Source organism: Pantoea phytobeneficialis (assembly GCF_009728735.1).
Lineage (GTDB): Bacteria > Pseudomonadota > Gammaproteobacteria > Enterobacterales > Enterobacteriaceae > Pantoea > Pantoea phytobeneficialis.
Genome location: NZ_CP024637.1, coordinates 110,644 through 132,097 on the forward strand (window position 1 = coordinate 110,644; position 21,454 = coordinate 132,097).

Genomic DNA, 21,454 nt, shown 5'->3' on the forward strand with positions numbered 1-21,454 from the left:
ATTTATAACGCATTATCTTTTTTGCAGCATAATTTATGTATTCCAGAATAAGGCGGAAGTTCCGAACTGAATCGCCGGACAGCAGAAAATCGTTGCTGGCTAAGGGGGCAGGGTCAATAAATTGAACTGTGGCACGGCATTTTGGATGTTTGCCATGTCGACGGTGGTCATGATTTTCCTGGGCGTTAATGGCCTGTGGCTGTTGCAGGGCAAAGAAGTTTGCGTGTCATTGGGCTTTTTGTGTGCACCGGCATGCAAAAGTTACAAAAATCACTGCGTCAGCACCATGATAAAAAGCCTGCGTAGCTGTAAAGACGTAGTGTACATCGGCATTGTGTTTTACACTGCGCGCTGCAAAACTGAGTAGATAAACGATTAAATAGGCGGTAATGGCGATGAACGGTACGATCACAACCTGGTTTCAGGATAAAGGTTTTGGATTTATCAAAGATGAAAACGGTGATAACCGTTATTTTCATGTCATTAAGGTCGCCAACCCTGAACTGATTAAGAAAGATGCCGCGGTCACTTTCGAGCCCACGACCAACAATAAGGGGCTGTCAGCGTATGCGGTGAAAGTTGCGCCTGAAAGTAAATACATCTTTATCGCCGGGGAGCGCATCAAGCTGACCTCGATTAAGTCTTTCCTTGTTTACAGCGAAGAAGTGCCGGTCGAAACTCGCATCGATAAAGACAATGCGGTGCTGTCTGTTGGGGTACTGATGAGCAGCATCAGGCCCAAATCAGCCGCTCAACCAGGTGCCATGCGCTCACTGAAGAAACTGGCGATCACTACTTTCCAGGGCACAACGTTAATTTTCTCGGAAGAGGAGATCGACATAGACAGCACGGTGAAGTTGCTGAAGGTCTGATCCTGACTACCGGGTTGGATGACGAGATTCGCTTTGCTGTTTGTTCCAGGGCATGACTGCCAGCAACTTTGCCATCCCGCACCAGCCCGTCACTCCGGCAAACAGCAGGCCAGCCCCGACAAAGCCAGGGATGATATAAAATTCCGGTGCCAGCGCCGCTCCGGCTAGCGTGCCTCCCAGCGCCAGTACCCCGGCTGATATTTGTACCTGCCGCATCAGCGGTAGCGGCTGACGGCGGTCAGTTATCACCGGATAACCGGCTGATTTCCAGGCGTTCAAGCCGCCCTGCATAATCAGAACCTTTGCCGGATGTACCGCTGCGATCAATTGTGCCTGGTATTGTTCGGTTCGCATGCCACTCTGACAATGAAAAATAACCGTATCAATCTGGCTCAACTCCTCCTTACCTAAACAACCAGGCGTGATGTCTTCAACTGGCAGAGAACGGGCACCGGAAATATGTTCCCGACGCCATTCGTCTTGCCCTCTGATATCAATCAGCATGGCATGATCAGAAAGTGCATTTATCTCAGCGGGTGTCGCAAAAGTAGCAGGCATATTATTCTCCGGGACAGTAAATATTTTTAAGCGTTTGCACCACGGCGAATATCGCTTCGTTCTTAATGTGGTAGCGAATAAATCTGGCCTCGCGTATCCCTTCTATCAATCCTTCCGATTTCATTCTCGCCAGATGCTGAGAGGTTGCGGAGGCGCTCAAACCGCTGATCCTCGTCAGCTCTCCGGCTTCGGTTCCGGGTTTATCAATCAATACACATAAAATCATTAAGCGCTGGGTATGGCTCAATGTCTTAAGCAGAGCAGCAGCTTTATCTGCCTGTGTCTGTAGAAGGTTCAGCTCGGTCATAGCGCAACAATTTAGTATTTTCTAAATTTAGATAATGCTAAATTGTTGCGACGCTTGTCAAGAGGACGTATTGAAGAAGAGGGGGTCAGGGGGTGACGCCGCGATCGCTTTCCCATCTGAGTTGATCCACGCGGAAACCGAGTTTACGCGCGGTGTTAACGTAATCCTGCTTGATGGCTTGCGGGATGTCAGGCGTTCGGGACAGGATCCACAGATAACCTCGGTCAGGACCGCTGACCAGCGCGTACTGATAATTTTCATCCAGTTTGATGACGTTATAGCCGCCATAGAAAGGGCCGAAAAACGAAACCTTAAGCGCAGCAGTGGTTGGTGCCCCGGTAAAGTACGCTTTGCCCTCACTTTCGCGCCATTTTTGTTGCTGCGGATCGTAGCCCCGGTTGAGAACGCGAATTCCGCCATCGCTACGTTTACTGTAGGTCGCCGTGACGTGATCCAGCCCTCGTTCGAAGCGATTTTCCAAACGGGCAACTTCGTACCATTTGCCAAGATAGCGATTGGCATCGAAGCCAGTGATCGGCTCGACACCTTTTGGCGGCGTTGGGGATTGGCAGGCAACCAGACTCAATGCAATGGCAACACCTGCCACAACAGGCCATAACTTCATGAAAACTCCTTTCAGCAGCACAGTTGGGGTTACAGTGTAGTGCAAAGCGCCGGGAGTGAATCGGCAGGGAGTGAAGTGATTGGGTATTTGCCTTTACTGGGCTGCCTGTTTGCAAATAACCTGGACATATATCCGACAAAAGTACCGACTGTGGTGAGAGGCAGCTTTGAACGAGGAGCGGAAGTTCGCAGTTGTCCTCAACTATTATGTAAATATTGCTAACTTGGTTATGGCTCCAATTAGTGAACATATATTTTTCAATGAAGGATCTAATGATTATGACGTTCTTAATGCCGACTTTCAGTGTCCTGGTGGTATCACGAACCCCAGCACCATTGAAGGCCATTTCGGTGTTCTGCTCTTTAAACCCTGGTTTAGGGCCTCATAAGATATAAATGAGCTGAAACACGCGGTGGCAGTCACGGCAGCGAAACCTGTCGTATCCTTTAGGGTTCTGACCATGACGGTAAACCTGGGCGGACTGACAACGGGCACAGTGAACGGTAACGCTGACCATGAGTGAATCTTAAAACCAGGCATTATACATCGCATTCAACCAATTAGAGGTATTACCTAAGAACAATGAACTATATTGTCAGGAAGTACAGCCATGATTCGCACTTGAGTTTTTCTTCAAGTCTTGTTCGAAAATATACAAAATTTACTTCTTTAATCAGAAACCGCTCTCAAGAAAGTGGTCTATAAATTCCATTTCCCTCAATCCATCCCGATCTTTTTTTTCATAGTAATCGCGACCATAGGTAACAATCGGGATATCCAAGTAGCTTAATTGTTCGCAAGCAAGTCTATTCGCATAAATATCACAAGAAAAAACATGCGTTCTGTACTCAGTAAACACCTTAGACAGCAACTTGTATATGTCATAATAAGCATCACCAATCATGATCAATTGATCCAATCTAGTGATTTCATCATCCAAAATTTCACGCCTGCGCCTAACAGACAACTGCTTAAGGTATCTTTCCTTATCGTATCTTATTTTTATTAAGTATCTGGCATTGTGCTTATATTCAACAGATTCAATCATTGTAAAATACAATCCATCATAATAATTGCTGTAGGAAAAGTTCATTAAGTTGCAATTTAAGCTTTTCCAAAAAAAATCCCGGGACTGATAGAAGTCTCTTATTTTTACAAAAAGACTTTCAGATATGTATATTGAGTTTATCTCAACCCCACTTTCTTTCAATGAAGCTGGCGTGAGGCTGTCAAATTGAATTTCTGTATTTTCCGGGTGATACTTAATTCTCATTGCAAAGTCTTCTATGTGCTGATTACTTTTTTATGGTTGATTCCAGCCCCTTAAGAGCTGTTCCAAAAGTCAGTCTAACCGTTTTGAAAATCATATGCATGTTCGGGTATTTACAGCTAGTCAATTTTTCTCTAAGCAACTCCCTGAACCTTAGATCGGTCGAGCATCTTTCAGACAACCCCTTCAGATACGCCTCACGCTCTTCCGATAATGCACGAAATTTAGAAGTAATACACGCCTGAAGGTCAGGGTCACTGATCCCTGATGGCTCTTGAATAGGAAGCCAGTTAACTACAAGCTTTTTGTCAGAGTCGACCAGTGCACTGAGTCTAGCCCGGTGTGCCACGAATTGAGAGTTAGTTCCAGGTTCGCTATCTGCAAGATATTTCTCTATTTCAATCTTCCTTTTAACACTCTGACAAAATATCTCAAGGTGCATTCTTTCATGTTCGAATGCTTTTTTAAAATCCCTACTATATTTTTCTATATCGAGTTTAGAGTCTATTTCTTGGTTGATCTTATTAAGAAAATCAGATGCTGTTACCGTTGACACTACTTTAGACTCTGTACTGACCGCCTTCGATTCTTTATATGTATGTGAAACATCAATCAATGATCTAAAAATTTCAACTGTCTTTTTATAGTCGTACAGGACGGTTTTGGCTGGGATTCTAGTTACGTTATAACCACACTTTATACAGTATTCATCACGAACTCTGTCTCGCTCTTTTTGTTCTTGTGAAGAGTGCCAGGCAGCCCCATCAACTTCAATTATCTGCGATGAATTTAATAAAAAATCGAATCGATAACGTGATTTGACAACTTGCATTTCAAGAGTGATTTTTTCACCTACAAGTCTCCCCCGCTCTGGCACAAGGTTAAAAGCTTCAATCACTGTAGTAAGGAAACTTTCTTCAGCCGGAGATTCGCAATCAGCTAAAAAATACTTTTCCCATTCGTCGTCATTCTTCGATACATTTCGTCGATCCTTTATTGTGTCGAAAGAAGAGTCATGTTTTGTATATTCGTGCTTTGCCGGTTCGAAATTCTTCGTGGAAGGTGATTTCAGATCCTCATAAATCGACCAGGCAAGTGCAGCGGCAAGAAGTAAAGCGAGGTGAAAAACAACGCCAACCAGAAGTAATACAAAAATTAGCATCAGTCTTGTAATGATTTTCTTATCCAATTTTCAAGCCATCCATTTGATTTTTATAAATTTATTTGTTACCACTTGATTCTCCAAAGGGACACCCTCCGATGAAGGAGATAGGGGGATTTGGCCGAGCTTGAAAAGCCCGTGGTTTTAGGGGACATCCCTTAGCCTAACAATCGCCTGATAAAAAACTGATTGCATTCATTTTTAACATACTCACGCAGATCGAGATATTCATTTCTCAGCCTTTAGCTGGTTACTGCTTTGAGTGAGTTCGTGGTGATTCCAATTGACTGAAAATGTTTTATGTTCATGACATGCTCCCCGTTGGTTAATGCGCCACGATGTTAGTGACTTCCGCTCCTTGCACACAGCAGACGTTCAGATGAAACTTTTTCTCCTTCGAGTGTACGATCAGATTTAGTTGGGGATGCTCAAGTAAATTGCCAACCGTCACCAGGTAAATTGCAAATAGCCAGGCAAGTCAGAGGCAGTTCCACAGTCAAGATACGGCGAGTCGTCACCCGCCGTTTACTGCGTTTATTTTGCCAACAACGGCGGAATACTCGGCACTTCCGGCGCATTATCGATATCGCTTTGCGTCATCCGAAATGCCTCCGGGTAGTGCTCGCGTTGCGTGCGGCGGGCCGGTTCAGTATCGCGCCAGGTGTAGAGGCAGTGCTGGCACTGGAACACCGTCCAGACCCCTTTCACCGGTGAGGTCGCCATGATTTCAATATGTTCTTCGGCACAACGTGGACAGGTCATCTTTATCTCCTTATTTACGGTTGGCCAGTAAGGCGGTCAGTTTCTCTACCCATGCACCGGTTTCCGGCAAATCTTTTACCGGCTGGCTGTAGTGACCACGGGTATCCGGGGCGACCGGGGTGGTGGCATCAATAATCAGTTTGTCGGTGATCCCCGCCGGGCTGGAGCCGGGGTCCAGTTCCAGTACTGACATGTTGGGGAGTTGCACCAGGTCCCCGGCTGGGTTCACTTTTGATGACAGCGCCCACATCACCTGCGGCAGGTTGAAGGGATCGACGTCTTCATCGACCATAATCACCATTTTTACGTAGCCGAGGCCGTGTGGCGTGGTCATTGCGCGCAACCCGACCGCACGGGCAAAACCGCCGTAACGTTTTTTCGTTGAGATAATGGCGAGCAACCCGTGGGTATACATGGCATTGACCGCCTGCACCTCCGGGAAATCGGCTTTCAGCTGTTGGTAAAGTGGTACGCAGGTGGCGGGCCCCATCAGATAATCGATTTCGGTCCACGGCATGCCGAGATACAGCGATTCGAAAATCGGTTTTGTACGGTATGAAACCTTGTCGATACGGACCACCGTCATATTACGACCGCCGGAGTAATGGCCGGTAAATTCGCCAAACGGGCCTTCGATTTCGCGTTTGCGCCCTTCAATCACCCCCTCAAGGATCACTTCAGAACCCCAGGGTACGTCGAAGCCGGTTAGTGGGGCGGTGGCGATAGGATAGGGGCTTTCTCGCAGTGCGCCCGCCATCTCGTATTCAGATTGGTCGTAGCGCAGCGGCGTGGCACCCATCAACGTGATGATGGGATCGTTTCCGAGGGTGATAGCGATCGGCAAATCCTCACCGCGCTCCTCAGCTTTATGCAGATGCAGCGCAATGTCATGCATCGGCACCGGTTGCAAACCCAGTTTGCGTTTGCCTTTGACCTCCATACGGTAAATGCCGACGTTCTGTTTACCAAAATGGTCAGGATCGAGCGGGTCGCGTGACACGACGCAGGCTTTATCAAGATAGAATCCGCCATCGCCGTCGTTCAGGCGAAACAGGGGAAAAATGTCGAACAAGTTAATCGCGTCGCCATCCACGGTGTTTTCTGACCAGGGGGCATTTTCCCGACGTTCAGGAGCAACCGGGAAGTTATCCCAGCGTCGAATAAATTCATCAATTTGCTGTTTCACCGGCGTATTTGCCGGAAGTCCGAGGGAAATGGCGTGGTTTTGCCATGAACCGATGGTATTCATCACCACATGTGCGTGGTTAAAACCCTTAATTTTAGTGAAGGAGATAGCGGGGGCACCTTCGCCGATACGTCCGGTAGCGTTGGCAGCGGCGGCGATATCCGGTTCTGCCTGGACTTCTTCATCGATATTCAGTAACTGGCCCTGTTCATCCAGGGCATGTAGAAAACTACGCAGGTCATCAAAGGCCATTCTTAACTCTCCTTTTGCAGAACATGTTGTGAAGTTGCTTCGCTTAAGCCTTGCCAGCGCCGGGCTTTGGGTGACGCGATGCCGAATTGATCGAGCACGCGAGCTACGATGTGGTTGGTGACGTCATCTATAGTGGCGGGATGGTTGTACCAGGCGGGCATGGGTGGCACCATCGCCACGCCCATGCGGGACAGGGCCAGCATATTTTCGAGGTGGAGGGTACTGAGTGGGGTTTCGCGTGGCACCAACACCAGTTTGCGTCCTTCTTTCAGCACCACATCAGCCGCACGTCCGACTAAACCTTCGGCGTAACCCGCGCGGATACCGGCCAGGGTTTTCATGCTGCACGGGATAATGATCATCCCATCGGTGTGAAAAGAGCCGGAGGAGATGGACGCAGCCTGATCTGCTGGGTTGTGTACCACATCGGCCATAGCAGCGACTTCGCGTGCGCTGTAACGCGTCTCCAGTTCAATGGTGGTTTTGGCCCATTTGCTCATTACCAGATGGGTTTCCACCTCTTTGATGGTTTGTAACGTCTGGAGCAGCGCCACGCCTAAAGGTGCACCGGTGGCACCGGTCATTCCGATTATCAGTTTCATCTCGACCCTCAAACATATTGTTCGTATACGAACGTTAAAATTAAAATAACGCCACGTCCAAGGATGCGCAAGGGGTGAGCACGAAAAAAGTTCGTGTACGAATTTTATGATTGCAACGATTGATGCAGAGGTTGTTGGCGCGAATTGTTGTTGCTGCATTACAATCAAACGCTTAGCGATCTTCTTCTTAACGTCAGGCGAACCTCATGCAAAAAGAGTTGGGCAATGTCTTCTTTCACCTGATGCGCGAGCTGCTTCAGGACCATACTGCGCTATGGCAGAAATCGTTGCCGGAACTGACCAAACAGCAATACGCGGTGTTGTGTGCGGTCGAAGCGGAACCGGGGATTGAGCAGCTCGATCTTACCGAAGCGGCCTTAAGCACCAAGGCGACGCTGGCGGAGTTGCTGGTGCGTATGGAGAAAAAAAACCTGATTGAACGACAGCAGGGCACCACTGACAGGCGTCGGCGGTTTATTTTTCTCACCACTGAAGGCAAACGTGTGTTGCTGGAAGCGCGTCCCATCGCCGAGCAGGTTGATACCTTTTTCCTTTCACGCCTTGGGGAACAGCAGCAAAATGAGGTGGTTGTCCTGTTGAAATCCATGCTGGCGAAGGGGGAAAGTGGGCGATGAAATTACCTGTGGTGCTGATCCCCGGATTTATGCTCGATGAAACACTATGGGACGATTTTGTCGACGCCTTCCCTGATGATCGCGAGTTTATCTATGCCAACCTCTCCGGTGGCGACAGCATCAGCGCCATTGCCCAGGCGATTGCCGCACAACTGCCGGAACGTTTTATTGTGGCCGGATTTTCCCTTGGCGGTTATGTCGCCCGCGCGATTGTTGAAGCATTTCCCGCACGGGTGGCAGGAATGATCCTGATTGCCACCTCATTGCGTGAGGATACCCCCGCACAGCGACACGCCAAACAGGATGCGGTGGAGGCGATCAACAGGGGAGACTTTCGTGGTATCAGCAGCGGCGCGATAAAAAAATCGCTGCATCCCGCCCGGTATGACGACACCGGGTTAATCGGCAAGATACAGAACATGGGTCAGCGGCTTGGGGCGGCAGCCTTCATCAACCAGTCGGGGCTTATCCGCGATCATATTACGCAGCACCCGATTCCTTGTCCGGTTGCTATTATTGCTGCTCAACAGGATCAATTACGTTCTTATCAGGAAGCGCTGGAACTCGCGCAACTGACCGGCAGCGGTGTCGAGTTGATTGAGGAGAGTGGACATATGATCCCATTGGAAAAACCGCAACAACTCGCTGCGCGGGTTGCGGCCTGGCTGAGAAAGGTTGACCTGTAAAAAGGAGGAACCATGATGTGGTTAGTCAATACTCTGATCCTGCTTTTCTCCTTGGTGCTGATGGAAGTCGTCGCAGCTCTGGCGCATAAATACATCATGCATGGCTGGGGATGGGGTTGGCATCTGTCGCATCATGAACCCCACGATGGCGGTTTCGAACTCAATGATCTCTACGCGGTGATTTTTGCGCTGATGGCGGTGGTGATGATTTACCTCGGCGTCAATGGGCTGTGGCCGTTGCAATGGGTCGGTGCGGGCGTGAGCCTGTATGGCGTGCTGTATTTTATGGTGCATGATGGCCTGGTGCATCAACGCTGGCCGTTTAAATACATTCCACGTCGTGGTTATCTGAAACGTTTGTATATGGCGCATCGCATGCATCATGCGGTGCGCGGTAAGGAAGGTTGTGTGTCGTTTGGCTTTTTGTATGCGCCACCGTTGCCGAAGTTGCAGCAGGCGCTGCGTCAGCGACAAAAACCGCCGCGATAAATCGCGTTACTACGGACGTTGCCACAGCCCTTCGGGCCGTTGCGCCGGGCGCGTCAAGCGTGAACTGAGTGCCAGGCCTGCCCCTTTTAGCAGTAAGCCCAGCTTTTCTCCCTTGCTGGTACGCTGGCGTCTGTCCCAGGCGTGTGAGCCTGCCTGCTGGACTTTGACGCCAATCTCACGATACACGCCATGCGCAGTGGCGATGGCCCATGCCGATCGCAGCGATAAACCCGGTAACCCGGCATGCGCTGACTGATAATAGGGTTCCGCCTCTGCCACCAGCCGTGCAGCCAGGGTGGCGAGCGTAGCACGGTGCTGCGTTTCCGCCAGATTCGCAGCGTGCAGACCCAGCGGATGCAGCCACTCTTCCGGCAAATAACAGCGTCCCTGGTGCGCGTCCTCAACGATATCACGGGCGATGTTGGTGAGCTGAAATGCCAGCCCCAAATCACAGGCGTGATCCAGTACGCGTTCGTCACGTACCCCCATCACACGGGCCATCATCAACCCCACAACCCCGGCAACGTGATAGCAATAGCGCAGGGTGTCCTCAAAGCGCAGATAGCGCTGCTGGTGCACATCCATAGCAAAACCTGCGAGGTGGTCAAATGCCAGTTGTGGTGGAATACGGTGCATCAGCGCCACCTCCTGAAAGGCGGCAAAGGCCGGTTCTTCCATAGCGGCACCGCTGTAAGCTCGACGTGTTTCCAGCTCCAGATGCGCCATGCGCGCCTGTGCATCATCGCGCGGGTGCTGCACGGCGGATGCGCCTAACGTTTGTCCATCAATGACGTCATCGCAGTGGCGACACCAGGCATACAGCATCAGCGTGCTGCGTCGCGTTGAGGCATCAAACAGTTTGGCAGCGGTGGCAAAACTCTTAGAACCAACCGCCATGGTTTGGCTGGCATGTTCCATTAACGGCATACTCATCCTGCAAGATCCTCCAGCATCAGCTGTGCGGTGGCTTTGGCGGAACCGATCACGCCAGGCACGCCTGCGCCAGGGTGGGTGCCTGCACCGACCAGATAAAGATTGCGAATCACATCGTCGCGATTATGTGGCCGGAACCACGCGCTTTGCGTCAGAATCGGTTCCAGCGAAAAAGCCGAGCCGTGGTGGGCATGCAGCCTGTCGCGAAAATCAAACGGGGTGAACATCCGTTCCGTCACCAACTGGGAACGTAAACCCGGCATGTAATGCGTCTCCAGATAAGCAAAAATGCGGTCGCGCAGGCGTGGACCCTCTTGCCGCCAGTCAATATCTGCGGTGCCAAGATGTGGCACCGGGGTCAGCACATAAAAGCTGGCGCAGCCCGGTGGTGCCAGGCTCGGATCGCTATTGCTGGGCGCATGCAGATAAAGCGAAAAATCTTCCGCCAGCTGGCCGCTGTTGAAAATCTCATTAATCAACTGACGGTAGCGCGGACCAAAGCAGACGGTGTGATGCGCCAGCTGTGGATGCGGCTGGTTAAGCCCGAAATAGATCACAAACAACGAGTTACTCATTCGTTTGCGTTTCAGCGCTGCGGCGCGCTTTGCGACGGCTGGATGATGTGCCAGTAAACAATTATAGGTATGGACGACGTCGGCATTCGAGGCGACGGCCTGCGCATGAAAACGCCGACCATCGGTCAACTGCACGCCGCTGATACGATCGCCGGTGATATCGAGCCGTTGTACTTCGGCATTCAGCAACACCTCGCCGCCCAAATCCTGCAATAACTTCACCATGCCATTGACCAGCGCGCCGGTACCACCGCGCGGAAACCACACGCCCCATTCACGCTCCAGCGCATGGATTAAGGTATAGATCGAGGATGTGGCAAAGGGATTACCACCCACCAACAAAGAGTGAAAAGAGAAGGCCTGACGCAGGTGGTCATCCCGAATAAACTTCGCCACCATGCTGTAAACGCTGCGCCATGCCTGCAACCGCCCCAGTTGCGGCCCGGCGCGTACCATATCGCGCCACGACAGAAAGGGCACGCTGCCCAGCTTGAGATATCCCTCGTTAAACACCTCGCGTGAATAAGCGAGAAACTGGCGATAACCGGCAACATCTTGCGGGTTAAAGGTGGCAATCTGCTGCTCCAGACGCTGCGGATGGTTATCGTAATCCAGCCTGCGTCCATCTTCCCAGCACAGACGATAAAAGGGCGTCACCGGCATCAACTCGACATAATCGTGCAGGGATTTCCCCGCCAGGGTAAACAGCGCCTCGATGGCGCTGGGGTCGGTAATGACCGTTGGTCCGGCATCAAAGGTAAACCCCTGATCCTGCCAGACATAAGCGCGCCCGCCGGGTTTGTCGTGCTGTTCCAGTACTGTGGTGGCAATGCCCGCCGCCTGCAAGCGAATAGCGAGGGCGAGACCGCCAAAGCCTGCGCCAATAACAAAAGTCCGATTCATGGTTGCTTCCCTGTGTGTGTCGTCAGTAACGCGCGTAGCGCGGCACCCGGCGGGACCGGGGGTTTACCGCACAAAATGCGGGCTTTGTCAGTCAGGGTGAGTTGACCGGCATAAAAGCGGGCGATCAAATCCGCATCAAGCTGGTAAAAACGTTGCATCACACGCCAACGCTGTTCCGGGCGGGCGGCGAGAAACAGCATGCGATTCAGCAGCCGAAAAAAACGCTGTTCGCGCCAGTGGCGGCGGGCGAAAGCCTCGATATGCTGGCTGAGGGTGCTGGCATCGCAGGGCAGCATCGCGACGATGAGCTCAGCCAGCCTGAGTGCGGTTGGCAGAGAATAACCGGTGGTGGCGTGAAACAAACCGGCGCGCAGACCGCTGCACGGCTGGCCGCGTTGTTGTTGCCAGAAAGCATCAATGTCGCCGCTCAGGGTGATGGGCAATGCGCCACGCTCTTCGCGCATCAGCAGGCTCAGACGCCAGCCTTGTTGCTGGGCGTAATCGGCGATATGTTTGCGCGTTTCGCTATCATCCAGCAGCGGGGTATCGATGTAGTGCGTATCTTCAATCAGCACGCGATCCGCGCTCAGCGGCAGGGTATAGACAAAGCGGTATCCTTGTTGCTGCGGCACGGTGGCATCCATCAGCAGCGGTTGCGTCAGGCCATGCGGTTTTGCCAGTTGCCACTCCTGACCGACAAAAACCTGATAACCGAGACGCACATAGGGCGAGTAGCGCACGCCGCGCCCATCAATCACCGCTCTGGCGTGTAACTGGCGGCCATCAGCCAGCGTCACGCTGGTGGGGGTGAGATGGTGTACCGCGCAACCGGTACGCAAATCATCCCCCAGCGCGGCAATCAGTTGACGGGCAAAGTGGGCCGATGAGATGGAAAAGTAGTCACCTGGCAAGTGACGTTGTAGCGCCGGGAAGCGCACCTGATAACCAGACCAGCGTGCGCTGACCAGGGGCGCGATCCAACGGTGCTGCCCGGCATGCAAATCCCCCTGATGAAATGACCAGGTATGATTGCTGTCAGCCTGTGGGCTGCTCTCCAGTAGCAGGCATTGCAGCGAGGGATGTTGTTGACGTAACCGCAGGGCTATCAGGCCGTTTGCCAGCCCGGCGCCCACCAGAATCACGTCATAGTGGTTGTTTAACGGCAATCAGTTGCGCCTCGCCAACTGTTGGTTAAACAACGCGTGCATATATTGGCGGGTAGCCATACCGCGATGGCAGGCGCAGGCCAGATGGGCATCCGCACTCCGCAGATGGTCTCGCAGGCGGCGTTCAGCACCCTCCGCCCCCAACATCGCCACCAGCGTGGATTTACCCTGATCCTGATGGCGATCTTTTCCGGTGTATTTATCGCCATCGGTCAGATCGTCGAGCAATTGAAACGCCAGACCCAAATCCTGCGCAAAGGAGCGGAGATTTTGCCGTACCGTCGGGGACGCATTGGCGGCGATCGCAGCCATTTGCAGCGTGGCGCGGAACAGCACGCTGGTTTTGAGCTCATTGGTTAGCTCAATCGCTTCTGCGCTGCGGGCGTGCGCGCCATCATGCAGGTCCTGAAACTGCCCCTGAACCAAACCCTGTAAACCGACCGCCGCAGAAAGCTCGGCGATGGCGTCAGATTTACGCTGCGCCGCCAGGCCCGGGGCCACGGCAATCACCTCAAAAGCGCGGCTGACCAGGGCAATGGCGGCGAGAATCGCGACGTTTTCACCGAACTCGCAGTGCACGGTGGGGCGACCTCGACGCATCTGCGCGTTGTCCATTGAAGGAATATCATCAAGGATCAGCGACGCCGCGTGGACCATCTCCACCGCACACGCCAGGTCAAGCAGGCCCGGTTGTCGGCTGTCACAACCCATGTCGTGCGCTGCCAGCAACAGCAGCAGGGGGCGAATGCGTTTGCCCGGCGCCAGGGTGCCTGCCCGCATTGCCGCGCGCACCTGATCCGCCTGCTGCCCACACGGCAGCAATTGTTCAAGGTGGGTTTGCAGCCGCTGATGCAACTGAGGTAATTCACTTTGTGGGTTCACAGCGGTATCGACACGGACGATCATAACGTCTTCCAAAAGTGGTGAGATCTTTGTGGTTTTTTTAACCGTAGCCTGCCGGGGGAGAGTTCGCCAGATAAGCGAAGCGATTTGTCCCGTGACTCTGGGTTGGGATGGCACGATACGGCCAGGTCACCACATGGCGTAGCGGCGCGATTTATCGCGCAATCTTATGCACTCGACCAAAAAGACGCGCGATAAATCGCGTCACTACGGGGCAGGGTCAACGTGATCGCTGCGACGAAATAAGTAACCATTCGCCGTAACATTAAATTTATCCGTTAGTCTGACGCTAAATCCATTTGTTAACGCGGAAAGAAAAATGTCAATTACGTTACCTGAAGTTCTGATTATTCAACCGTTGATGCCTCAGTTGGATGAAAAGTTAACGCAACATTTCCACTGTCACCGTTTATATGAATATGCCGATCCGGCGTTATTTCTTCAGCGCCAGGGGAAATCAATTCAGGCGATTGTTACGCGCGGTGATGTCGGGGTGGAAAATACCCTGCTGGAACAATTACCGGCTTGTAAAGCAATTGCGGTTTTTGGTGTGGGCACCGACCGTATCGACTTAAGCACCACCAAGGCACGTCAGATTCAGGTCAGTATCACCAAAAATATTCTTACCGATGACGTGGCCGATCTGGCATTGGGCTTGACGCTGGCATTCTCACGTAAGCTGCTGCAATACGATCAATTTGCCCGTTCGGGCCAGTGGGAAACGCAGGGACCGGTGCTTTCCAGTAAAGTCAGTGGCAAAAAGCTGGGGATCGCCGGTCTGGGCGCGATTGGGCTGGCGATTGCCCGTCGTGCAGAAGCCTTTGGTATGGAGGTGGCGTATACCGCGCGCAGTGCCAAAACCACGCCGTATCGCCGTTGTGACAACCTCGAACAACTGGCGGCATTCAGTGATTTTCTGGTGCTGGCCCTGCCGGGCAGTGCGGAGAATCAGCACATTGTCGACCGCAACGTGCTGAAAGCGCTTGGTGCAGACGGGGTATTGATTAATGTGGCGCGTGGTAATGTGGTCAATGAAGCGGATTTGATTACGGCATTGCAGCAGGGGGTAATTAAAGGGGCGGCACTGGATGTGTATCCACAGGAGCCGGTTATTAATCCAGCGCTGCGGCAGTTGGAGAATGTTATTCTGATGCCGCATATTGCCAGCGCCACGTTTGAAACCCGTGAGCAGATGGCAAATAATGTGCTGGAGAATTTGTTGTCATATTTTTCTACCGGAAAAATTATCAGCCCGGCATAATTTTTTAATCTGGACCCAGAGGAAAAACTTATATCCTTTGCATCATCGTGCGCGGCGGGAATTTCATTCCCGCTGTCTGAGATTGATTATGCTATGGTGAGTTTTTTTTCAGGGAGCCAGATATGACAGCACAGAAAATCGCAATTATTGGCGGCGGCGTCATCGGTATGGCGGTGGCGCGGGCGCTTGCCTTACAGGGGGCACAGGTCACCCTTTTTGAACAACAGCACCTCGGGGCGGGCACCAGCAGTACCTCCTTTGCCTGGCTCAATTCCAACGGCAAACAACCTGACAGTTACCATCAGCTCAATGCGCTGGCGATGGAAGAACATGTCAGGCTGCAACTGTCCCAACCCAACGGACTGCGCTGGCTGGAAACCTGTGGGACCTGGGAATGGGCGTCAGACAGCGACCAGCACGCATTGAAACAGCGTGCGGAGCGGTTGCAGGCTTTGGGGTATCCGGCGCGGGAAGTCACCTTCAATGAGTTGCAGCGCGAAGTCCCCGAGTTACGCAGCACCGCTGTCAGCGGCAGTCTGTGGCATTTCCCTTCCGAATCGATTCTCTATCCATCGCTATATCTGGCGCGCCTGTGGGCCGACGCCCGCAGCTCCGGTGCGGTGCTGCATCAGCAATGTCGGGTTACCGATGTGCAGGAGAGTGCAACGGAGGTCAGGCTAAGGCTGGATGATGGCGGGCAGTGGCGGGGGGATCGGCTGGTGGTGGCGAGTGGACGCTGGTCAGCGGAAGTGATGCAGCATCTTGGCCTGCAATTGGCGATGACCGACGCCAGCCAGCCAAATAAAGTCGCCTGTAGTTTCCTGGCGCGCACTGCGCCGCAGCCGCTCTCGCTCGCCACGAACCTGATTACCCCGCAGTTGAATGTACGCCCGGATGGCGGTGGGCGTCTGTTGTTACAGGCGCTGGATCTCGACGACCAGGCCGATCCCGCAGCGCCGCCCGCCGTTGATAGCGCCATCGCGCAGCAGATGCAGGCCCGTTACCGTGAATTGTTTGATGACGCCGGTTCGCTGCACATCGAACAGATTGTGGTGGGGCAGCGAGCGCGTCCCGCCGATGGGTTACCGGCGCTGGGCTTTGTCACGCCGCAGCAGCGAGTCTATCTGGCGGTGATGCACAGCGGGATGACGCTGTCGCCGCTGATTGGCCGCCTGTTGGCGGAGGAGCTGGGCAGCGATACTCCCAGCCCGTTATTGCGGGATTTTCGCCCGCAGCGGTTGCTGGGAAAAACCGCTGCCGATTTCCCCACGCCGGTTCATTATTTTCCGGCGGCGCAGTAAAAATATTCCGAAATCACACTTTGTGAAATTTCCGTGTTGTTTGCCAGTGGATTTTTGCTATCGTTGGCAAAGGGTACATCACCCGTCATCACACGGAGGGAGTATGAAAGTTGGATTAGTGGGTTATGGCACTGGCGGGCAGAATTTTCACGCCCCATTTATTACCGCCGCTGAGGGGCTGGAGCTGGCAGGGATTGTGGCGCGCGCCCCCGCCACTATAGCAAAGGCGCAGGCTGATTTTCCCGATGTGCCGATTTATGCCAGCCTGACCGAGCTGCTGGCGGCGGGGGTGGATATGGTCACTATTACCACCCCGCCACAAACGCGACGTGAACTGGTGCTGGAGGCGATTGCGGCCGGTGTTGCCGTGGTGGCGGATAAACCCTTCGCGCCAGACGCCAAAACCGGACGCGAGCTGGCCGCAGCGGCACAGGCGAAAGGGGTGGTGCTGGGTGTGTACCATAACCGACGTTTTGATTCCGACATGCAGACCCTGCATCAGTTGATTGAACAACAGCGGCTTGGCAAGCTGTGGCGCTTGCATAACCGTATGGATCTTGACGAACCTCATACCCTGGAAGGGGGCGCAACCGGCGGTTTATTGCGTGATATGGGTAGCCATCTGGTGGATCAGGCGCTGTGGCTGATGGGGCCGGTCACCTCGGTGCTGGCGCATCTGGATATTGTCGATCGTCCAGAAGGGGCGACCGATGCCAGTTTTGTCCTGACGCTGACCCACAGCAGTGGCGCGCACTCGTACATCTCCTCCAGTAAGATCAATTATCTTTCCTGTCGTGAACTGCGTCTGTATGGCGAGGCCGGTAGCTACGTTGCGCAAGGCTCGGACGTCCAGGCGCGCGATATCTTTGCCGGTAAACGTCCGGCTAACGATCGAGCGGGCTGGGGCTTTGAACCGCCAGAACACTGGGGCACGCTGCATACCGCTGCGGGTTATGAACGTATCCCGGCAGCGCAGGGCGCATACCATGATTACTACCAGGCCTTTGCTGCCGCGGTGAAAAATGGCAGCGCACCTCCGGTCACAACCGAACAGGCGATTCGCGTACTGGAAGTGCTGGATGCCGCGTTTATCAGTGCGCGTGAAGGGCGGATTGTCGCTCTCTGATTCCCTCCCGTAACGGCGCGATAAATCGCGCCGTTACGGGCTATTTACCTGCCAGCAACGCACCGCGCGGTTCCCTTCCACCCCCCGTAATTGCTGCGGCGTACCACAGGCCTCCACAGCCAGCGGGCAGCGATCGCGAAAATAGCAGCCGCCGGGTAACACGCGATTGCCCGGCAAATCGGTTTTACGTAACGCGATGTGTTCTGCCAGCGGTTGATGGATGTCCGGCACTGAGGCCAGCAGCAGTTGCGTATAAGGATGCTGCGGCTGCGTCAGGACGTCGTCGGCCTTGCCCAGCTCAACTATCTGCCCGAGATACATCACCGCCACACGATCGCTCATATGTCGTACCACCGAGACGTTGTGCGAAATCAGCACATAGGTCAGATTGCGCTGCTGCTGGAGCATGACCAGCAGGTTGAGGATCTGTGCCTGTACGGATATATCCAGTGCCGAGGTAGGCTCATCCAGCACGATGATCTGCGGGGTGGAGGAGAGGGCGCGGGCAATGGCGATACGCTGGCGCTGACCACCGGAGAAGGCATGCGGCAGACGATCAAGGTATTCAGGGCGAATTCCCACCAACTGAGCCAGTTCAACGGCGAGCTGGCGACGCGCCGCCTCCTTCATGCGCTGCTGAATCCACACCGGTTCCGTGATGATGCGCCACACCGGTAAACGGGGATCGAGAGACGACAAGGGGTCCTGGAATACCATCTGCATGGTGCCCGAGGCGGGTGCAGCGCGTTGGCACTGGCCCTGCTGCGGTTGCAACATCCCCATCAACAGTTGGGCGAGGGTACTTTTGCCACAACCCGATTCGCCCACAATGCCCAGGGTTTCGCCGCGGTTAAGCTGTAAATCAAGACCATTCAGCGCATGGGCCTGTTCGGTGATGCGGCCCAGCCAGTTGCGACGCAGCGGAAAATTCACATGCACATCGCGCAGTTCCAACAGCATCTCAGACATAAGCGTTCTCCCGTTGCGGATACCAGCAGGCGGCAGACTGGCTACCACAAGGTTGCAGCGTTGGCGTTTCGCTACAGCGCGGCCCGGCGGCAAAGCAGCGTTCACGGAAAGCGCACCCGGTGGGGAGATGCGCCAAATTTGGCACGGTGCCAGGGATTGCGGGTAGCGTTGAACGGGGTTCACGTTGTTCCGGCGCGCACTGCAACAACCCCTGGGTATAGGGATGCACCGGATGGCGAATCAAATCCTGTGTGGCCCCCTGTTCAATCACGCTACCGGCGTACATCACGTATAAACGATCACACAGCTGCGATACCACGGCCATGTCGTGGCTGATAAATAACACCGAAGTACCGCTGGTGCGGGCTTTCTGTTTCAGCAGGCGTAGCACCTGGAGTTGAACCGTGACGTCCAGCGCGGTGGTGGGTTCATCGGCGATAATCAGCGTGGGATCGCAGGAAAAGGCCAGTGCGATCATCACGCGCTGGCGCATGCCGCCTGACAGTTCAAACGGATAACGTTTCATCACCTGGGCGGCATCGGGAATTTGCATCTCCTCCAGCAGGCCGATGGCTTTTTGCTGTGCCGCTTTGCGCGTCAGCGCCTGGTGATGGCGGATCACCTCCACGATTTGCCGCCCGATGCGGCGTGTCGGATTGAGCGCCGTCATCGGCTCCTGAAAGATCATCGCCACGCGCGAACCACGCCACTGTCGCAATTGTTTCTCACTGGCGCGCAGCACATCTTCTCCGAGCAACGTGACTTCACCCTGCGGCACGCGGTAACGTCCCTCTGGCAGCAGGCGCATTGCCAGCATGGCAGTGACCGATTTACCGGAGCCGGATTCACCCACCACGCCAACAATCTCGCCGCGTCCGACCTCCAGTGACACATGATTGAGCGCATGGACTTCACCCTGGTAGATCGGGAAGTTCAACTGCACGTCGCGCATGGAGAGTACCTGAGTCACCATCAGTGTTGTCCTCCGGTTTTCGGGTCGAGCAGATCACGCAGACCATCGCCAAACAAGTTAAAACCAACCGCAGTGATCAGAATGGCTCCGCCCGGGAATGTGCAGTACCACCACTGATCCAGCACATAATTACGCCCTACCGCCACCATCGCGCCCCATTCGGCCGTGGGTTGCTGCGCGCCAAGGCCGATGAATCCCAGCGTTGCCGCCATCAGAATCGCGCTGCCAATATCCAGTGACGCTTGCACAATCAGCGGTGGCAAAGCGTTACGCAGGATATGCCAGCTGATCAGATGCCAGCGTGAAGCGCCAAAGGTACGGGCGGCCTGAACATAGGTGAACTGACGCACAATCAGCGTCTGGCCGCGTGCCAGCCGCACATAAAACGGAATACGCACGATGGCAATGGCCAGCATGGCGTTGACCAGACTTGGCCCGAGTGCCGCCGCCAGCGCCATCGTCAGCACCAGCGAGGGAATCGACAGCATGATATCCATCAGCCGCATGATCAATGCATCACCGCGCCCACCGATCACCCCGGAGAAGCAGCCGAGCAGTGAGCCGATGCCGCCCGCAATCACCACCACCATCAAACCCGCCACCATCGATTGCTGGCTACCGACCAGCACGCGACTAAACAGATCACGGCCCACTTCATCGGTGCCAAACCAGTGCAGTGCGGAAGGCGCTTGCAGACGTGCGGTGAGGTCCAGCGCGTTGGGATCATAGGGGGCCAGCCACGGCGACAGGATCAGCAGCAACAACATCAGCAGCATGATCACGCCGCCCACCAGGGTCAGCGGGCTTTGCCGCAACAGCCAGAAGGTACGTTTCAGGCTGGACTGCCAGCGGCGGTGGTTGCGTGTACGCGGCTCGACTTCCGTCATCATCATGCGTCACCTCCGCGACCGATGCGCGGGTCGATCCACAGATAGATCAGGTCCACCGCCAGATTGACCAGCACATAAACAAAGGACACCACCACGGCAAACCCCATCACCGCCGGGAAATCAAGCGCCTGGATCGAAGCCACCACCCACGCCCCCATCCCCGGCCAGGCAAAAACCGTTTCGGTCAGAACCGCGCCGTACAACAGATCCCCCAGCGCCAGGCCCAGCACGGTGACGGACGGGATCAGCGCATTCGGCAGCGCATAGCGCAGGATAATCACCCGGTTTGGCAAGCCGCTGGCGCGGGCGGTACGAATGTAATCTTCGCTGAGTTGCTCCAGCATCGCGCCGCGTATCTGGCGTGCCACAATGCCGAGATGGACAAACGCCAGCGTCAGCGACGGCAATATCAGATGCTGTAAGGCGTTGAAAAACACCTCGCTGTCACCCGCCAGCAGCGCATCGATGGTGTAAAACCCGGTGATACGCGCCGGGGGATCAAGCCAGTCATCCAGCCGTCCACCACCGGGCAACAGTTGCAGATGACCGTAAAACAGCACAATCACCCCCAGCCCGAGCCAGAAGGCCGGGGTGGAGATGCCGGTGATCGCCAGCAAACGTACCAGATGGTCGAGCCAGCGATTGCGATACACGGCCGACAACACGCCGAGCGGGATACCGATCAACAACGCCAACAGCAGGGCGCAGCAGGCCAGCTCCAGCGTCGCGGGGAAAAAGGTACGCATCTCCTCCAGCACCGGTCGCCCGGTGCGGATTGAGGTTCCCAGATCGCCATGCAACAACGCCATCACATAGCGTCCAAACTGCACCCATAGCGGCTGGTCCAGCCCGAGTTGCTGGCGAATATGTTGCACAATCGCCTCGCTGGCGCGATCCCCGGCCAGCATCCGCGCCGGATCGCCCGGTATCAGATGCGAGATAATAAAGGTGATCACGCAGACCCCAGCCACCACGAGGAGAAGTCCCCAGCAGCGCTGGCGTAAAATTTGCCAGAGTGTCATCGGCGCTCCCTGACGGCGTCGTTGTC

At 54.3% G+C, this 21,454-nt stretch carries 23 protein-coding genes and 1 pseudogene; 7 read left to right on the plus strand and 17 right to left on the minus strand.

Going from position 1 to position 21,454, the window contains the following annotated elements; translation table 11 throughout:
• Nucleotides 1-389 precede the first annotated feature (389 nt).
• On the plus strand, nt 390-872 hold the full coding sequence (locus CTZ24_RS20675) for a cold-shock protein (protein ID WP_208726131.1): 483 nt from the start codon (nt 390-392) through the stop codon (nt 870-872).
• 6 nt (nt 873-878) lie between these two features.
• Here CTZ24_RS20675 and CTZ24_RS20680 read toward each other — a convergent pair whose 3' ends face one another.
• From CTZ24_RS20680 to CTZ24_RS20720, 9 genes and pseudogenes are all read right to left on the minus strand, one after another.
• The gene (locus CTZ24_RS20680; RefSeq protein WP_208726133.1) at nt 879-1,430 is read right to left on the minus strand and encodes a rhodanese family protein; all 552 of its coding nucleotides are present in this window, start codon (nt 1,428-1,430) and stop codon (nt 879-881) included.
• A gap of 1 nt (nt 1,431) precedes the next feature.
• Entirely contained in the window at nt 1,432-1,737 is a 306-nt protein-coding gene (locus CTZ24_RS20685) for an ArsR/SmtB family transcription factor (RefSeq protein WP_208726135.1), read from the minus strand.
• An 85-nt stretch (nt 1,738-1,822) separates the two neighbouring features.
• Complete coding sequence (gene blc, locus CTZ24_RS20690; RefSeq protein ID WP_208726136.1) at nt 1,823-2,362, minus strand: outer membrane lipoprotein Blc; 540 nt, start codon at nt 2,360-2,362, stop codon at nt 1,823-1,825.
• Between the two features lie 277 nt (nt 2,363-2,639).
• Nucleotides 2,640-2,879, minus strand: a pseudogene (locus CTZ24_RS20695) (IS1 family transposase); the annotation flags it as partial.
• A gap of 156 nt (nt 2,880-3,035) precedes the next feature.
• Nucleotides 3,036-3,635: a hypothetical protein gene (locus CTZ24_RS20700; protein ID WP_208726138.1), complete on the minus strand. Its 600-nt coding sequence runs from the start codon at nt 3,633-3,635 to the stop codon at nt 3,036-3,038.
• Between the two features lie 22 nt (nt 3,636-3,657).
• On the minus strand, nt 3,658-4,821 hold the full coding sequence (locus CTZ24_RS20705) for a DUF559 domain-containing protein (protein WP_208726140.1): 1,164 nt from the start codon (nt 4,819-4,821) through the stop codon (nt 3,658-3,660).
• Nucleotides 4,822-5,328: 507 nt separating this feature from the next.
• Nucleotides 5,329-5,556 (minus strand): non-oxidative hydroxyarylic acid decarboxylases subunit D, encoded by a 228-nt coding sequence (locus CTZ24_RS20710; RefSeq protein ID WP_208726142.1) that lies wholly within the window; start codon nt 5,554-5,556, stop codon nt 5,329-5,331.
• 10 nt (nt 5,557-5,566) lie between these two features.
• Nucleotides 5,567-6,994, minus strand: a complete 1,428-nt coding sequence (locus tag CTZ24_RS20715; protein WP_208726144.1) for a non-oxidative hydroxyarylic acid decarboxylases subunit C — start codon at nt 6,992-6,994, stop codon at nt 5,567-5,569.
• 2 nt (nt 6,995-6,996) lie between these two features.
• Nucleotides 6,997-7,596, minus strand: coding sequence for a non-oxidative hydroxyarylic acid decarboxylases subunit B (locus CTZ24_RS20720; protein ID WP_208726146.1), 600 nt, complete (start codon nt 7,594-7,596; stop codon nt 6,997-6,999).
• Nucleotides 7,597-7,802: 206 nt separating this feature from the next.
• On the opposite strand from CTZ24_RS20720, the gene CTZ24_RS20725 reads away from it, so the two are divergent.
• From CTZ24_RS20725 to CTZ24_RS20735, 3 genes are read left to right on the plus strand one after another with little or no spacing between them, the layout of a single operon-like run.
• Entirely contained in the window at nt 7,803-8,231 is a 429-nt protein-coding gene (locus tag CTZ24_RS20725) for a MarR family winged helix-turn-helix transcriptional regulator (RefSeq protein WP_208726148.1), read from the plus strand.
• Nucleotides 8,228-8,917, plus strand: coding sequence for an alpha/beta fold hydrolase (locus CTZ24_RS20730; protein WP_208726150.1), 690 nt, complete (start codon nt 8,228-8,230; stop codon nt 8,915-8,917). Before CTZ24_RS20725 ends, CTZ24_RS20730 begins: the two co-directional genes overlap by 4 nt.
• A 12-nt stretch (nt 8,918-8,929) precedes the next feature.
• Nucleotides 8,930-9,406: a sterol desaturase family protein gene (locus CTZ24_RS20735; RefSeq protein ID WP_208726152.1), complete on the plus strand. Its 477-nt coding sequence runs from the start codon at nt 8,930-8,932 to the stop codon at nt 9,404-9,406.
• Between the two features lie 9 nt (nt 9,407-9,415).
• Here the strand turns inward: CTZ24_RS20735 and crtB are convergent, their stop codons facing one another.
• Genes crtB through CTZ24_RS20755 form a run of 4 tightly spaced genes read right to left on the minus strand, consistent with a single transcriptional unit; the run spans nt 9,416 to nt 13,889 of the window.
• On the minus strand, nt 9,416-10,339 hold the full coding sequence (gene crtB / locus CTZ24_RS20740; protein WP_208726154.1) for a 15-cis-phytoene synthase CrtB: 924 nt from the start codon (nt 10,337-10,339) through the stop codon (nt 9,416-9,418).
• Nucleotides 10,336-11,817, minus strand: a complete 1,482-nt coding sequence (locus CTZ24_RS20745; RefSeq protein ID WP_208726156.1) for a phytoene desaturase — start codon at nt 11,815-11,817, stop codon at nt 10,336-10,338. Before CTZ24_RS20745 ends, crtB begins: the two co-directional genes overlap by 4 nt.
• Nucleotides 11,814-12,983, minus strand: coding sequence for a lycopene beta-cyclase CrtY (gene crtY, locus CTZ24_RS20750; protein ID WP_208726158.1), 1,170 nt, complete (start codon nt 12,981-12,983; stop codon nt 11,814-11,816). Before crtY ends, CTZ24_RS20745 begins: the two co-directional genes overlap by 4 nt.
• Nucleotides 12,984-13,889 carry a polyprenyl synthetase family protein gene (locus CTZ24_RS20755; protein WP_208726160.1) on the minus strand — a complete coding sequence of 302 codons (906 nt, stop codon included), beginning with the start codon at nt 13,887-13,889 and terminating at the stop codon, nt 12,984-12,986.
• A gap of 316 nt (nt 13,890-14,205) precedes the next feature.
• Between CTZ24_RS20755 and CTZ24_RS20760 the strand changes: the two genes are divergently transcribed.
• The 3 genes from CTZ24_RS20760 (at nt 14,206) to CTZ24_RS20770 (ending at nt 17,574) form a co-directional block, all read left to right on the plus strand.
• Nucleotides 14,206-15,147 carry a 2-hydroxyacid dehydrogenase gene (locus tag CTZ24_RS20760; RefSeq protein WP_208726162.1) on the plus strand — a complete coding sequence of 314 codons (942 nt, stop codon included), beginning with the start codon at nt 14,206-14,208 and terminating at the stop codon, nt 15,145-15,147.
• 122 nt (nt 15,148-15,269) lie between these two features.
• A complete protein-coding gene (locus CTZ24_RS20765; RefSeq protein ID WP_208726163.1) occupies nt 15,270-16,448 on the plus strand; it encodes an NAD(P)/FAD-dependent oxidoreductase in 1,179 nt (392 codons plus the stop codon).
• Between the two features lie 103 nt (nt 16,449-16,551).
• On the plus strand, nt 16,552-17,574 hold the full coding sequence (locus CTZ24_RS20770; RefSeq protein ID WP_208726165.1) for a Gfo/Idh/MocA family protein: 1,023 nt from the start codon (nt 16,552-16,554) through the stop codon (nt 17,572-17,574).
• A 33-nt stretch (nt 17,575-17,607) separates the two neighbouring features.
• On the opposite strand, the gene CTZ24_RS20775 is transcribed toward CTZ24_RS20770, so the two are convergent.
• From CTZ24_RS20775 to CTZ24_RS20790, 4 genes are read right to left on the minus strand one after another with little or no spacing between them, the layout of a single operon-like run.
• Entirely contained in the window at nt 17,608-18,543 is a 936-nt protein-coding gene (locus CTZ24_RS20775; protein ID WP_208726167.1) for an ABC transporter ATP-binding protein, read from the minus strand.
• Nucleotides 18,536-19,516, minus strand: coding sequence for an ABC transporter ATP-binding protein (locus CTZ24_RS20780; RefSeq protein WP_208726169.1), 981 nt, complete (start codon nt 19,514-19,516; stop codon nt 18,536-18,538). Before CTZ24_RS20780 ends, CTZ24_RS20775 begins: the two co-directional genes overlap by 8 nt.
• A complete protein-coding gene (ddpC, locus tag CTZ24_RS20785; protein WP_208726171.1) occupies nt 19,516-20,409 on the minus strand; it encodes a D,D-dipeptide ABC transporter permease in 894 nt (297 codons plus the stop codon). Before ddpC ends, CTZ24_RS20780 begins: the two co-directional genes overlap by 1 nt.
• Nucleotides 20,406-21,428, minus strand: a complete 1,023-nt coding sequence (locus CTZ24_RS20790; RefSeq protein ID WP_208726173.1) for an ABC transporter permease — start codon at nt 21,426-21,428, stop codon at nt 20,406-20,408. Before CTZ24_RS20790 ends, ddpC begins: the two co-directional genes overlap by 4 nt.
• Nucleotides 21,429-21,454 lie beyond the last annotated feature (26 nt).

Coding starts and splice junctions, on each gene's coding strand:
- crtB (WP_208726154.1), bottom strand. CDS start 10,339: ATGAGTATGCCGTTAATGGAACATGCCAGCCAAACCATGGCGGTTGGT.
- CTZ24_RS20765 (WP_208726163.1), top strand. CDS start 15,270: ATGACAGCACAGAAAATCGCAATTATTGGCGGCGGCGTCATCGGTATG.
- ddpC (WP_208726171.1), bottom strand. CDS start 20,409: ATGATGATGACGGAAGTCGAGCCGCGTACACGCAACCACCGCCGCTGG.
- CTZ24_RS20780 (WP_208726169.1), bottom strand. CDS start 19,516: ATGGTGACTCAGGTACTCTCCATGCGCGACGTGCAGTTGAACTTCCCG.
- CTZ24_RS20710 (WP_208726142.1), bottom strand. CDS start 5,556: ATGACCTGTCCACGTTGTGCCGAAGAACATATTGAAATCATGGCGACC.
- CTZ24_RS20720 (WP_208726146.1), bottom strand. CDS start 7,596: ATGAAACTGATAATCGGAATGACCGGTGCCACCGGTGCACCTTTAGGC.
- CTZ24_RS20685 (WP_208726135.1), bottom strand. CDS start 1,737: ATGACCGAGCTGAACCTTCTACAGACACAGGCAGATAAAGCTGCTGCT.
- CTZ24_RS20725 (WP_208726148.1), top strand. CDS start 7,803: ATGCAAAAAGAGTTGGGCAATGTCTTCTTTCACCTGATGCGCGAGCTG.
- CTZ24_RS20680 (WP_208726133.1), bottom strand. CDS start 1,430: ATGCCTGCTACTTTTGCGACACCCGCTGAGATAAATGCACTTTCTGAT.
- CTZ24_RS20735 (WP_208726152.1), top strand. CDS start 8,930: ATGATGTGGTTAGTCAATACTCTGATCCTGCTTTTCTCCTTGGTGCTG.
- CTZ24_RS20730 (WP_208726150.1), top strand. CDS start 8,228: ATGAAATTACCTGTGGTGCTGATCCCCGGATTTATGCTCGATGAAACA.
- CTZ24_RS20760 (WP_208726162.1), top strand. CDS start 14,206: ATGTCAATTACGTTACCTGAAGTTCTGATTATTCAACCGTTGATGCCT.
- CTZ24_RS20745 (WP_208726156.1), bottom strand. CDS start 11,817: ATGAATCGGACTTTTGTTATTGGCGCAGGCTTTGGCGGTCTCGCCCTC.
- CTZ24_RS20790 (WP_208726173.1), bottom strand. CDS start 21,428: ATGACACTCTGGCAAATTTTACGCCAGCGCTGCTGGGGACTTCTCCTC.
- CTZ24_RS20700 (WP_208726138.1), bottom strand. CDS start 3,635: ATGAGAATTAAGTATCACCCGGAAAATACAGAAATTCAATTTGACAGC.
- blc (WP_208726136.1), bottom strand. CDS start 2,362: ATGAAGTTATGGCCTGTTGTGGCAGGTGTTGCCATTGCATTGAGTCTG.
- CTZ24_RS20770 (WP_208726165.1), top strand. CDS start 16,552: ATGAAAGTTGGATTAGTGGGTTATGGCACTGGCGGGCAGAATTTTCAC.
- CTZ24_RS20675 (WP_208726131.1), top strand. CDS start 390: ATGGCGATGAACGGTACGATCACAACCTGGTTTCAGGATAAAGGTTTT.
- CTZ24_RS20755 (WP_208726160.1), bottom strand. CDS start 13,889: ATGATCGTCCGTGTCGATACCGCTGTGAACCCACAAAGTGAATTACCT.
- CTZ24_RS20775 (WP_208726167.1), bottom strand. CDS start 18,543: ATGTCTGAGATGCTGTTGGAACTGCGCGATGTGCATGTGAATTTTCCG.
- CTZ24_RS20715 (WP_208726144.1), bottom strand. CDS start 6,994: ATGGCCTTTGATGACCTGCGTAGTTTTCTACATGCCCTGGATGAACAG.